Raw genomic sequence first — 12,976 nt, forward strand, 5'->3', positions numbered from 1 at the left:
GCCACGCCATCCGGGTCAGGACGCTGGCGTCATGGAGGCGTTTAAAAAAACTTCCCCCGCATCCTGAACGCCCATATCGGCCATCTGCCTAAGGGCAAGCCGATCGAGATCTGGTTCCAGGACGAGGCCCGGATCGGCCAGAAGAACGGGATCGTCCGACAATGGGCCCGGCGCGGCACGCGGCCACGCCAGCCGGCCGACCAGCGCTACGAGAATGCCTGGCTGTTCGGGGCGATCTGCCCGGCGCGCGGCAAAGCCGCCGGCCTGGCGCTACCGTTCATCGGCACGGCCGGCATGCAACTGCATATCGAGGAAATCTCACGCTGCGTCGCCCGCGGTGCCCACGCTGTCGTGCTGCTCGATCGCGCAGGATGGCATACCACCGACAAGCTGAAGCTGCCCCGCAATATCAGCCTGATCTTCCTGCCGTCCCGCGCTCCCGAACTGAACCCGGTCGAGAATATCTGGCAGTTCCTTCGCGCCAACTGGCTGTCCAACACCGTCTTCGACGGCATCGATCACATCATCGACGCCGCCTGTTCCGCCTGGAACAATCTCGCCGCCCTCCCGGAAACCATCCGATCCATCGGACTCAGAAAATGGGCTCACACAAGTCTGTGTCTATAACCGTTGGTATGACGCTACCTGCACAAGCCTGGACTGCCCAATCGATATGCGAGACATAAAGACCCATTCCCTGCTCAGTTTCTGAGCAGCATCAGGGATCGACAGTCAGTGCGTAAATTCCATATAATTTCCACCCATGCTGGGAAAAACGCACAGATGTTCGATTGGGAAGATCTTCGTCATTTTCTCGCCGTCGCCCAGGCAGGAACATTGTCCGGTGCGGCGCGCCGTTTGAAGGTCGATCATGCGACGGTCAGCCGCCGACTGACGGCGCTCGAAACGGCACTGCAGATGAGACTCATCGACCGTCTGCCGCGATCGTGCCGATTGACGCTGATGGGAGAACAGATCTTCCATCTTGCGTCACAAATGGAGGCAAGCGCCTTCGCGATAGAGAGAGTCGTTCATGCCGCGCGGTCGCCTTTCATCGGCAAGGTCACTGTCAGCGCACCACCGGTACTCGCGACCAACTTCTTCGCCAAGCAGGTTTTCACATTCCGCAAGCGGCATCCTGACATCCAGCTATCCATTGCCAGTCAGACACAACAGGTTTCGTTAAGCCGACGCGAGGCCGATATCGCGGTGCGTCTGTCGCGCCCTACGGAGGCCAGTAGCGTTACACGTAGGCTTGGTGTCATGACGTTCGCACTCTACGCGAGCCGCGACTATGCCTACCGCCACCAACCTGCGATATGGGAATTCATTGCCTATGACGCGCAATATGCCGACATGCCGCATCAGCATTGGCTTCTGGCGGTGGCTGGGTCACGTCCCATCGTCTGCGAAGTCAGCGACATCACCAGTCAACACGTCGCAGCACGCACGGGTATTGGCGTTGCCGGCTTGCCTTGCTTCCTCGGCGATGCCGACCCTACCTTGGAACGCCTACCTTTCGACGGCGATGCGTTTTCAAGGGAAATCTGGCTCGTCGTCCACGCAGATCTGAAACACTCGGCATCGATCCGCACCGTGACAGATTTTATCGTCGATTCCGTTTCAAAGTCCGATCTTGGGCCGGCCCTCTTGTAGAAGAAGCCGTGTCCGATTCGCGCCCGCCCCCTTCGACGCCACTTCGCACGCGCCTATTACGCGGGAATTCGCTTCCGGCTGCTTCCTATATGCTTTTGATTGGGGTGCCATGAACGCCGAAGGCCGCCCTTGGGCGGCCTAAGCGTTTGTTATTAAACGGGATTCATGGTTGCGGGGGAAGGCAACCAACGATACTTGCGATTGGTGGACCGAGAGATACCCCGTCTCGCCGCATGACAGAATGAGCGTGCCAGAGTGCATAGACACATCCAATCAGAATCCTTGTCATACGCCGATCGTCGGTCACTGGCCGCAGGCACGTGCGTTCAGACCGGAGCGAACCGGGTGGCGCGGGTGAGCGTCTTTGCAGCCAAGCCGACATACCAAGCGTTCATCCGGCGGTCCCAACTGCGCACCTCGCAAAATGTTTTCCAGTCGAACTCATGGATATTGATCAGTTGCCAGTGTGGGTCGATACGGACGATCAAAAGATATTCAAACAGCTGCTTGGCCGGATCGTCGCGATCCGGATAGATTGTGCCGGTCTTGCGGGCATCGAGTATGCCCTTAATCGAATACCGGTCCCCGCGCCGCGAGAGCGCATCGACGTTCTGTGTGCCGGTCGGCGCCGGCTGCAGATTGGGACGCCCCGGCGTTCCGTTATAGAAGGCCAGCGCAAGAGTTTCGGCAACTTGCCCGACATTAGAGGCGAGTCCGCGGTGCTTCAATTCGGCCGCTACGTGCGCACGTAGGCGCAGAAGGTCAAGATCGTTGAGTTTGGCGAGCCTGTCGCTAGGATCGCCTCCTGCCGCTGGGAGTGCTGCCTTCATCCCGCTCCTGCCCCCGTTTCTTCGATCACCGCAAACGGCGTATCGCCCGTAATGAAACTGACGATCCTGCCCCTCAGAATGTCCTGCGGCAGTCGGCGGCGTCCTCGCAGCGCGCATTCCCACACTAACAGGCTACGCCAACCCATCTCGCTGAGCCCTTCCACTGCGGCTGTATCCCTTCGGCGGTTCTCGTCAATCTTCGCCGACCAGAATTCTGCTCGGGTCGCCGGCATTCGGAACAGAGAACAGTCATGTCCATGCCAGAAACAGCCATGGACAAAGATTACGGCGCTGTAGCGCGGCAGCACGATGTCCGGGCGACCCGAAAGATCGCGCCGGTGTAGCCTGTAACGGAAGCCTTCACGGTGTAACAGTGTGCGCACCGTCATCTCAGGGCGAGTGTCTTTCGCGCGGATGAGACTCATGTTGAGCCGGCGCTGGGCCGGTGTCAGTCTATCGACCATCGCTCCCGGCAGCCTGATCCGGGGCTGCTGTCTCATCCTCGGCAAGGGGCGCGCCCACCGCGAGATCAGATGGAACCGCCGGAAATGCGGTGGAGAGCGCCGCGAAGGCGTCAGAGCCGGCGGCCACCACTGCCACGCTGTCCCGGAACTCCTCAGCCAGACTAGCAACGATCCCCGCATGCAGCAGGCGTTCACGCTGGCGGCCGATGAATGTCATCAGGACTGGATGGTCGCCGTCATTTCCGGCAACCGAGCGCAACAGCACAAAATCCTTGCTGTCGAGAAAGGCGCAGGCATTGGCTGTAATCTTGCGACCACCGAGCCGCCAGTTCTTGCCAACCTTGCCGATGTTCCGCAGCTCACGGTTGCCATAACCGCCATAGACGCAGATGAGGTCGAGATCGTCCCCCCCCTCGGCGAACAGACGCTCGCTCAGCAGTCGCCGCGCTACCGGCGTCGTCAGCGCGATCGCCCGCTGTTTGCTCGTCGCGCTAAGCCGGTGCATCGAAAAAATGCCTAGGTCGGATTCGGCGAGTGAGCGGACGACGATGATCTCGTCACGCCGGCTCATCAACGCCCAACTCCGGCAGCCACAGCCGGTGACTGCGTCGCGATGTCTCCGAGAAGCTGGGCGCGCAGCGTCTGCGCGACTGCACGCGCGAGCAGTGGAGGTACGGCGTTGCCGATCTGCCGGAACGCCGGGTTCATCGTGCCGGCGAAGCGGAAGCCGTCGGGAAAGGACTGGAGGCGGGCAGCCTCTCGCACCGATATCGGGCGCGCCTGAAGGCTGTCATAATGGATATGGCTGTAGCCGTCTTTGCCAAGATGGGCGAGCAGCGTGCGCGCCGGCGTCCCGGCTTCCATCTTGCGCCATTTGTTTGGAAACTTGCCGGCATCATAGGGCGGAACGAACGCCGCCTTGAGCGCGTCCCATTCCTCGCTACCGTCAGTTGGTCGCTGGCCTTCGGCCTCAAGCCGTTCCAGCTCGGCTTCAAACAGGCTCAACGCATGTCGGTGCGCCTCGGGATATTGATCGCCCGGCTGAAGACCAGCGAAGATTTTATAATCGCGCGGCAGGTAGCGGATAACGTGATCGCGGACATGCGCGACCCCTTCGAACCCGGGCCAGCTACGCATTGCTTTCACGTAATCATTCTGCTGGCTGTGACCGCCATAGGGCAGCATCGCGTCGAGTCGACGCGCGCCCCGGCGCAATTGACCCGTAGCCAGCAGCTCACGCGCGCGAATTTCGGGAAGATCACCGATCGCCTGCTCGGTTGTGATCGCTTCAGGTAGGCTGTCATCGGCTTCCGGCGCGGCCTTATAGGAACTTCCTCCCACTATGCCGGACAGCAGGTCGCCGCCAGTTGCCAACTTGAGCGCGACCGCACGCGATCCCTGATAGCCGGATGGCAGATCTATCCAGTGGGTCGGCGCCGGAAATTCGACATCGTCGGCAATTTCTTCGCTGATTGCGATCAGGATCATCCGCTCGCGCATCTGTGGCACGCCGTAAAATGCGGCATTGAGCAGCGTGTAGCGCACGACATAGCCCTTGGTGGCCAGTATCTCGCCAATCTCGGCCGCCAGATTATGCCCGCCATGATTAAGCATGTCGGGGACATTCTCAATCACTACCGCGAGCGGCGCGCAAGCTTCGACATAGCGTAGATATTCAATGTAGAGACGCGCCCGCGGATCATGCCGGAACGCCTCGGGGTGTTCCGCGATCTCGCGCAGCTTGGAGCGACCGACACGCGCGAACGCCTGACAGGGCGGTCCACCGACAATCACGTCAAAAGCAGCAGAGGCCCGACCGAGCCCCAGCGCTTTAGCAAGATCGCTAGGTGAGGTGGCGGTAATATCGCGCGCGATGCTGTGGCGGTCTTCGCCATGATGGAAATTGAGGCCGTGAGACCGCGCTGCGTCGGGGTCGTTCTCAACCGCAGCAACAATCTTGTAGCCTGCCGCCTGGAATCCGAGCGAGATACCGCCGCAGCCGGAGAACAAGTCGAGCACCCGCGGCTGAGCGCCGGCACGCAGCCGCTGGATTTTCTGCCGAATCAGTTTCGGATCGGCGCTCACGGCCGTTCGGTCCCGAGAGGAAGCTCAGATTGACCGGTTCTTGTCGAAAGATAGTAGAGCACGGCCTGCCGGATCACCCACGCAGATGATACGTCATTGGCGGCGGCGACTGCCTGCACCTGACGGTGCACGGGCTCCGGGAGTAGGACAGTGCTTCTAACGGTCTTGACAGTGGCCAAGGCTCAGATCTCCTTCGCACAACCCTACACCAGTATGCACCACGATGCATCACCTTACATCACTTTTCTCCGGCCGGCTATCGCCGGATGAGATGGTCGGTAGCAAGACAGAAATACCGCAATTGCTGCCTCGGTAACACTAGGCTTATTCTAGTCCTGGTCCGACTCCGGTGCGCGTCGGTAGAGAAATGTTCTAACGCCAGACACCGGAGACTGTCCGTTGCGTCCCGTCGAAATCCCTCCATCCCCGCGTGCGCTGCTCAGATCTTTGCGCGGTCTCGGTTATTCGCCTGAAACTGCACTTGCAGACTTGATCGACAATTCGCTTGCGGCCAGCGCGAAGCAGGTTGATATCCGCCTCGACTGGCGGGAAGGCAATCCGCTTGTCGAGGTGCTGGACGATGGCTCCGGCATGAGCTTCGAACGGCTGATCGAAGCGATGCGCTTCGGGGGCGACGGGCCCGACGCCGAGCGGGACGGTCCGGATCTCGGCCGCTTCGGACTGGGGCTGAAGACGGCCTCACTTTCACAGTGCCGTGAGCTTACCGTGGCCTCACGGCATGAGGGTGCGGTCGCGCGGCTCGCCTGGGATGTCGACCGCGTCAGTGACGGCTGGTGTGCCGGAGCACCAGAGGCATCGCCCGCCGGGCAACTCGCCGCGCAATTCGAGATTGCCGGCGACGGTACACTCATCAGCTGGAACCGGATGGATCGGCTCGGCGGCCTGTGGGGCCTCGACCGTGCCGCCTTCAACGACCGCATCGCCGCCGTCCGCGCCCATCTCGCCATGACGTTCCACCGCTTTCTGAGCGGCGAGGCGCGTCGCCTCGCGATCAGCGTCAACGGCTTGGCGCTTACCGCCTGGGATCCGTTCTGCCGCAGGCATGACGCGACGATGGTCCTGCCGCGCGATATCATCCGCGGCCCGGACGGTTTGATCTCCGCACGGCCCTATATCCTGCCACACCGGGACCGGTTTGCGAACGAACGCGAGTGGGAGGAAGCCGGGGGGCCGGGCGGTTGGGTCGAGCGTCAGGGTTTCTACGTCTATCGCGGCGACCGACTTGTGTCACCCGGCGGCTGGCTCGGCTTGGGCGGTTCGCGCGCCTGGACCCGCGAGGAATCGAGCCGGCTGGCCCGCATCGCGCTCGATCTGCCAGTCGTAATGGACGAGGCCTGGCGGATCGATATCCGCAAGTCGCTTGCCCGACCACCCGCCCGGGCGCGCGCGAGGTTGGCAGGGATCGGTACGGACAGTCGCCGCCGCGCCCGTGAAGTTTTCGCTTGGCGGGGGGGCGGACCGACAGGCAGACGCAACAAGGCAAAAGAGGATGGAGCGGTCTGGCCCTGGGAGGCGCGTGGAGGCAACGCCTTACCGCGTTATCGCGTGCGGCGTGATCATCCGGCAGTGATCGCCGTGTCGGAGCGGTTGGGCGATGCTGCACTGCTCGAAGGGCTGCTCTCAGCGCTCGAACTTACTGTACCGGTCGAGCGGATCTGGCTCGACGTCGCCGAGCAGGGCGGCGCCGAACCGGCCGAGCCCTCGGCTGCAGAGATTGCCGCGTTGGCCACGCCGCTTGCCGTACTCGCGCGTCAGATTGATAACATGGATGATGCCGGAAACCGCCTCGATTCAGTGCTGCGCTCGCTGGGGGTGACATGGCCTAAGCTGCGCGCCGCAGTGATACGGAAACTGGGGGGAGAACTGAGGCGATGAATCCGGTCACACAGCTTGCGAACACGGCACGAGTCGCGCTCGGCCCGCGCGCCGGCGATCGCACGCTCAGCGTTGATGAGATCCGGGCAGTGGTATCGGCAACCGCACCACTGGTCGCACTCACGACCGGTCACAGTTTAGGGGACAACGAGATCGAGGCCGCGACCCGCGATCTGGAGGCGCTGTTCGTGGTGTCCCAGGGACCCTCAATCCAACTCCAGAACGACCAACTGCCGCCGCCCTGGTATCTCGGCGAGAGGAGACGCCCAGGGGATTATCTGAAGCGCTATCTTCAGAAGCTCGCCGAGGACAATTGGGCGCCGCGAGCGCTCGAGGTGCTGGAGGAAAGTACAGCCGAGGTCATGGAGCTTATCGACGATCCGATGCGGCCTGGCCCATGGGACTGGCGTGGCTTGGTTGTCGGCAATGTCCAGTCGGGAAAGACCGCGCATTATGCGGGGCTGATCAACCGCGCTGCAGACGCCGGCTACCGTGTCATCATCGTGTTGGCCGGAATGCATAATGTGTTGCGCCGCCAGACCCAACTGCGCCTCGATCAGGACTTTCTCGGCTTCGATACGGCGGGTGTCAGCGGTAGTGGAGGGCGCCGTCCGATTGGCGTGGGGATGTTGCCAGGACCGGTAATGCTTGTCGACAGTCTCACCACATCGCAGCTCAACGGCGACTTCAACCGCACCATCGCGCAGAACTCCAACTTCGCGCCCGGTGAGCGCCCATTTATCTTTGTGGTCAAGAAGAACGGCGGGGTGTTGAAGAATCTCAACCGATGGATCGCCCGCCTGCCCGCTCCTTCACGGGATGCGCCATTACTGGTGATCGACGACGAAGCGGATCAGGCATCGCCCGATACCGGCGATCAAGGGTTCCTCGCCGATGGCAGTTTCGATGAGGATTATGATCCCAAGCGTATCAACGGTGAGATCCGTAAGCTGCTCGGAGCATTCAACCGCAGCGTTTACGTCGGTTACACTGCCACGCCGTTCGCCAACATCATGATCCATGACGAACGGGTAGCCGCGGATTATGGCGCCGATCTGTTTCCCTCGACTTTCATCGTTTCGCTGTCGGCGCCGGACGATTATTTCGGGCCGCTCGCCGTGTTCGGCCGCGATGACGATGCTGATTCGGTCGCGCTCCCGGTCATCCGGCATCTCGATCAAACAGCGGAAGACTGGATTCCCGATCCGCACGACAAGACACTGCGGCCAGTATGGCATGGGCAGTCGCGGGTTCCGCCAAGCCTCTCGGCGGCGATGCGCAGCTTCGTTATCGCCTGCGCTGCACGTTCCGCGCGGGGGCAGGTAAGTACCCATCGCACCATGCTTGTCCATGTATCGCGCTTCCAAGATGTTCATGATCTCGTTCACGCGCAGGTCGATGCGGAGCTTAAGTTGCTCCGTAACGCCATCGCAGCCGGCGATCCAGTTGAACTGACTAGGCTTGAACGCCTATGGACCGAAGATTTTATGCCTACGACCGAAGCGATGTTGGCGACTGTGTTCGGCCGATCCGTCCGACAGGTCAGCTGGAGTGAAGTCGCGGTAAGGCTGCCTGAGGAAATCGATCGAATCCAGGTCGCCGTAGCCAACGGCCGCAGCCGGACCGGCATCGACTATGATGCGGCCGACGCGGCTGGTCAGAGCCTTTCGGTCATTGTCATCGGCGGTGATAAACTGTCGCGCGGCTTAACCCTTGAAGGGCTTTCGACCAGCTATTTCCTACGCATTTCGCGACAGTATGACAGCCTGCTGCAGATGGGCCGCTGGTTCGGTTACCGGCGAGGTTATGCCGATCTGTGCCGGCTTTATACCACGCCAGACATGGAAGCATGGTTCCGCCACTTGGCGACAGTCAATGAGGATCTACGTGCGCAGCTCGCGCACATGAAAATCACACTCGCGCGGCCCAAGGATTACGGGTTCAGCATCGCCACTCACAGCGTGATGGCGGTGACCGCCGCCAACAAGCGCCGTTATGCCGTTGAGCGGCCGGTAAGTTACGCCGGCGAAGGCAAAATCCAGACGGTGCAGTTCCGCGATACCGACAATGTGCTGGTCAACGCTGCGGCAATCGACGGGCTGCTTGAGGAGCTGGGAGAACCGCAGACGGATCCGCCGCGGCCCGGCGGTCGTGCTGCTGCAGTCGGGCTGATCTGGCACCAAGTCGCTGGCAGCCAGATCGCCGCGCTGCTGGATTCTGTGGCGTTCCCGCCGGAGAGCACCGACGTCGATGGCCGCCGGATGGGGGTTTATATCACAACTCAGCTCACCCGCGGTGAGCTGACCGACTGGACCGTGTTCGTTCCGGCCGGGACCGGGGCTCCTGTCTCGGTCGGCGGGCACAGCTTACGTTCGGTGCGACGCTCGCCAATTGCATCTACGGATACGCGGTTCATCACGAAGTCGATCCTCAGCCCGCTTGATGAAGCGATCGACCTTACCGACGATCAGTATCGTCGGGCACTCGACGCAACCAACCGCATCCTGGAGGTAGAGGGCGAGCCTCCTGCCGACCGACCGTCCGGCCCCCAGATCAGGATTGTACGCGGGGATGACCCGCGTCGGGGTCTCCTTCTTCTTTATCCGATCGATCCGGCCAATGCCGGCCTCGAACCGGGAACGCCCGTCTACGGCGTCGTTGTGAGTTTCCCGAGCTCACCGACCGCCACAGCTGAGTGGCGCCTGGAGAATTCCGTGCAGCAGCGCAGCACATCATGAGCGTCGGACATCCCCAACCTGCGGAGCTATTGGCGGAATGGGCCGCTCTTGATGCAGTTTCGCCGGGCGACCGGCTGTTCCGGAGCCGACGGCTGGACCGGCCCAACCGGATCGATCTGCGAGCGGGGCTGCGGGAGACCGACGGTGCCCCCTGTCTGATCGCACGATCTCAGGGTGCATCCGACGGGCTCGCGATGTTCGAGACGGGCGGACTGAGACTGTCGCGCGCTGCGGATCCGGGCGGCATATTGCTTGTACTATCGCTCGAGGAGCCGTCGCGACGCGATCTTTTCGCAGAGGTATGCAGCGATGTGGTGCGATCATTGGTGCGCAGTGAGGACGAGGGTGAGACCGACCTTCTGCCTGAGCTTGCCGCGCGTCTGTCAGCCTGGCGCGTGTTCCTGCGCGATCAGAGCGGCGGACTTTCGCGGCGCGAGACGGTAGGGATTATCGGTGAGCTCCTGCTCCTCGACCAGTTGCTCGACCATGGTGCCGATGCGGTCGGCATATGGACGGCGCCTGACGGCGGGCTGCACGATTTCGAGCTGTCCGGTCATGCGCTCGAAGCGAAGACCTCGCTCGGCGCCGCCCGCCGGCTGCACATCTCGACCCTCGACCAGCTCGACGATATCGGACTGGCCTCGCTGCACGTCGTCCATCTCCGGCTGGTCGAGGCAGCGGATGGTGAGACGCTCGGGCAGATTGGCAACCGGATCGAGGCCCGGCTCGAAAATGAGCGCTCGCGCCGTATTTTCCGCAATGCGCTATTGCAGCGTGGCGTGCTGCCGGACGCCATGCCGGGCGACGGAGTACGGGTGCGCTGCATCGGCACCGAATTCTATGCGGTAACCGACGAGTTCCCGCGCCTGCGGCGGAACGATGTGGCGCTTGGCATCGTTGAGGCGGACTATCAGATTGAGGTGCGTGCCCTGTCCGGCTTCCAGGCGGATGCGGCCTGGGTGTTCGGCACGTTCGGAGCGCCGGGCGATGAGTGAGGATGCAACCGCGGAGTTCGCGCGGACGCTGGCTGCGGAAATCGAGGAGGCGCGCGACGATCCGGCGGTCGATCTACCTTCGACTGAGGCATTGTTTACGCGCACGGTGATCGAGGCATTGGAGGAGATCGGTCATTTCGAGGCGGCATTCGATCTCGCGCAGGAGGGTCGGGTCGGCCGCTCGCCGTTCCAGATCAGCGGCTATGCGATCGATGAGGACGCGGGTCATCTGACCTTGTTCGCGACGCACTATTCGGGTGATCTTCCGCCCCGGCGTGTTCCTGCTTCTGAGCTGCTGAAAACCGCAGAGCGCGCAAGCACCTATGTCGCAGCCTGCATCGGTGGGCTCGCGGACCGGATCGAGCCCTCCAATACCGAGGCAGGAGATCTCGCGCGGCGGGTCGCGTCGCTCGGCGAACGGATCGACCGCTTCCGCATCATGGTGCTGACGGACGGGATCGCAGGCAGCGCGCTGCCTGCCGCGATTGAAAGCCACGGCAAGACTGTCGGACTTGATCTCTACGACATGGTCCGACTCCACCGCGTCCTGGGCGAGGGCCAGACCCGGGCGGATATCGACGTCAACCTTTTGGAGTTTGCCGGGCACCGCGTCGCCTGCCTGCCGGTGGCGTCAGAGGCCGGCCATTATGAGGCTTACCTCGCCGCGTTCCCCGGAGAGGCGTTCTCGCGCATTTACGACCGCTACGGTACCCATCTTCTCGAACTCAATGTGCGTGCGTTCCTCGGTCTGTCGGGGCGTAAATCGGTCAATGCGGAGCTCCGCCGCACCCTGGTCGAACAGCCCGAGATGTTCCTCGCGTTCAACAATGGCGTGGTGGCGACCGCCGATGAGATCAGGCTCGAGCGCGAGGGGGGGGCAGTGTTTCTGACCGGGTTGCGCGGCCTGCAGATCGTCAATGGCGGGCAGACGATCGCGTCGCTGCATCGCGCACGGCGTAAAGAAAGCATCGGGCTCGGATTGGTCGAGGTGCCGATTAAGATCATCCGGGTCACCGAGGGCAATCTGGAAGAGATGGTCTCGTCCATCTCGCGCGCCGCCAACCGGCAGAACGCCGTTCAGCAGGCCGACTTTTCGGCCAACGATCCGTTTCATCGCGAGGTGGAAACCCTGGCCAACAATTCCTGGCTGGAATCCGGGCGCAGCCGCTGGTTCTACGAGCGCGCGCGGGGCTCCTGGCTCGCGGCCGAGCAGAAGGCCTCCTACCGCACGACTGAGCAACGCGCGTTCCGCGAACAGACACCGAAAGCCCGTCGCTTCGGTAAACTCGAATTGGCGCGCTACCTCTCGGCCTGGGACGGTTTCCCCTGGCGGGTAGCATTCGGCGGCCAGAAGAATTTTCAGGCCTTCATGCAGCGGCGCAAGGAGCAGGCTGCGTCGGCGCCCGATGCGGCATGGTTCAGACGACTGATCGCACTCACGATTCTGTACCGCACGACCGAGCGGCTGGTACGCGCCATGAAGTTCCCAGCCTATGGCGCCAACATCGCCGCCTATCTGGTGGCGGCCCTGGGCGAGCGGGCGGGTGGCCTCATCGACTTCGATTTGATCTGGCGGCAGCAGTGCGTGACGCCTGAGCTCGAAGCCCTGATCAATGCCTGGGCGCCGCTCATCGATCAGGCACTGCGTACCAGCGTCGGCAGCCGGAATCCAACCGAATGGTTCAAGAAGGAGGACTGCTGGGTCGATTTGCGCAATCACCTCCCGTCGCTCACCGATCCGTTACCGTCTGAGCTCATCCGTACGCCGGTCGGCGGCGGTGACTTCACTGCGGATAGTCCGGCCACCGGACGTAACGTCGCAGACCATGCGCTGATTCAGGAATGCATGCGCGTGCCGTCGGCGATTTGGATCGCGACAGCAGAAGCTGGTCAGCGCAGCGGCGTGCTGCGTTATAAGTCTACCGGCATCTGTATAGCGCTCGCCAACTATGCCGCAGGGGGATGGAGGCGGCGCCCTTCCGTCAAGCAGGCAAAGCACGGGCTCGAGAGTGTTGGGAAAGTCCGCGCAGCGGGTCTGTTCGATGAAGATCAGCGCGAGGCGGGCTAATGCGATATCCGCTCTCGCCAATGGCGGCTCCCAAAAGCCTGACCTTGCTCCCTGAAATGCCCTCGATTTGAAGTAAGGTCTGTCCACTGGAGACAGACGATGAAGAAAGCACGGTTTACGCAGGACCAGATCATCGGGATCCTGAAGGAGCATCAGGCGGGTGCCACGGCTGCGGATCTGTGCCGCAGGCACGGGATCAGCGATGCGACGTTCTACACCTGGCGATCGAAATACGGTGGGCTGG

The 12,976-nt window shown here is 62.2% G+C and carries 11 protein-coding genes and 1 pseudogene; 7 read left to right on the forward strand and 5 right to left on the reverse strand.

All coding sequences use genetic code 11. The features are described 5' to 3' along the window. Both HUK84_RS04795 and HUK84_RS04800 read left to right on the forward strand, forming a co-directional pair. A pseudogene (locus HUK84_RS04795) lies at positions 1–627 on the forward strand (IS630 family transposase); the annotation flags it as partial. Positions 628–783: 156 nt separating this feature from the next. Further along, positions 784–1,656: a LysR family transcriptional regulator gene (locus HUK84_RS04800; protein WP_176639245.1), complete on the forward strand. Its 873-nt coding sequence runs from the start codon at positions 784–786 to the stop codon at positions 1,654–1,656. Between the two features lie 326 nt (positions 1,657–1,982). Here the strand turns inward: HUK84_RS04800 and HUK84_RS04805 are convergent, their stop codons facing one another. The 5 genes from HUK84_RS04805 to HUK84_RS23740 are packed head-to-tail and all read right to left on the reverse strand — an operon-like array spanning position 1,983 to position 5,214. Continuing rightward, positions 1,983–2,486: a hypothetical protein gene (locus HUK84_RS04805; RefSeq protein WP_176639246.1), complete on the reverse strand. Its 504-nt coding sequence runs from the start codon at positions 2,484–2,486 to the stop codon at positions 1,983–1,985. Next, a complete protein-coding gene (locus tag HUK84_RS04810) occupies positions 2,483–2,950 on the reverse strand; it encodes a very short patch repair endonuclease (protein WP_176639247.1) in 468 nt (155 codons plus the stop codon). Before HUK84_RS04810 ends, HUK84_RS04805 begins: the two co-directional genes overlap by 4 nt. Next, positions 2,940–3,521 carry a hypothetical protein gene (locus HUK84_RS04815; RefSeq protein ID WP_176639248.1) on the reverse strand — a complete coding sequence of 194 codons (582 nt, stop codon included), beginning with the start codon at positions 3,519–3,521 and terminating at the stop codon, positions 2,940–2,942. Before HUK84_RS04815 ends, HUK84_RS04810 begins: the two co-directional genes overlap by 11 nt. Then, positions 3,521–5,035, reverse strand: a complete 1,515-nt coding sequence (locus tag HUK84_RS04820) for a DNA cytosine methyltransferase (protein ID WP_176639249.1) — start codon at positions 5,033–5,035, stop codon at positions 3,521–3,523. Before HUK84_RS04820 ends, HUK84_RS04815 begins: the two co-directional genes overlap by 1 nt. Beyond that, positions 5,032–5,214, reverse strand: coding sequence for a ribbon-helix-helix domain-containing protein (locus HUK84_RS23740; protein WP_374729265.1), 183 nt, complete (start codon positions 5,212–5,214; stop codon positions 5,032–5,034). Before HUK84_RS23740 ends, HUK84_RS04820 begins: the two co-directional genes overlap by 4 nt. A gap of 268 nt (positions 5,215–5,482) precedes the next feature. Here HUK84_RS23740 and HUK84_RS04825 point away from each other — a divergent pair, with 268 nt between their 5' ends. From HUK84_RS04825 to HUK84_RS04845, 5 genes are all read left to right on the forward strand, one after another. Beyond that, the gene (locus HUK84_RS04825) at positions 5,483–6,931 is read left to right on the forward strand and encodes an ATP-binding protein (protein ID WP_281362733.1); all 1,449 of its coding nucleotides are present in this window, start codon (positions 5,483–5,485) and stop codon (positions 6,929–6,931) included. Further along, on the forward strand, positions 6,928–9,669 hold the full coding sequence (locus HUK84_RS04830) for a Z1 domain-containing protein (RefSeq protein ID WP_176639251.1): 2,742 nt from the start codon (positions 6,928–6,930) through the stop codon (positions 9,667–9,669). The genes HUK84_RS04825 and HUK84_RS04830 overlap by 4 nt, the downstream gene beginning before the upstream one ends. Continuing rightward, positions 9,666–10,664 (forward strand): PD-(D/E)XK motif protein, encoded by a 999-nt coding sequence (locus HUK84_RS04835; RefSeq protein WP_176639252.1) that lies wholly within the window; start codon positions 9,666–9,668, stop codon positions 10,662–10,664. Before HUK84_RS04830 ends, HUK84_RS04835 begins: the two co-directional genes overlap by 4 nt. After that, on the forward strand, positions 10,657–12,732 hold the full coding sequence (locus HUK84_RS04840; RefSeq protein ID WP_176639253.1) for an AIPR family protein: 2,076 nt from the start codon (positions 10,657–10,659) through the stop codon (positions 12,730–12,732). Before HUK84_RS04835 ends, HUK84_RS04840 begins: the two co-directional genes overlap by 8 nt. Positions 12,733–12,831: 99 nt before the next feature. Then, the coding region (locus HUK84_RS04845) for a transposase (protein WP_176639254.1) at positions 12,832–12,976 on the forward strand (145 nt) is incomplete at its 3' end.

This window comes from Nguyenibacter vanlangensis, from assembly GCF_013376155.1.
GTDB classification, from domain to species: Bacteria; Pseudomonadota; Alphaproteobacteria; order Acetobacterales; family Acetobacteraceae; genus Gluconacetobacter; species Gluconacetobacter vanlangensis.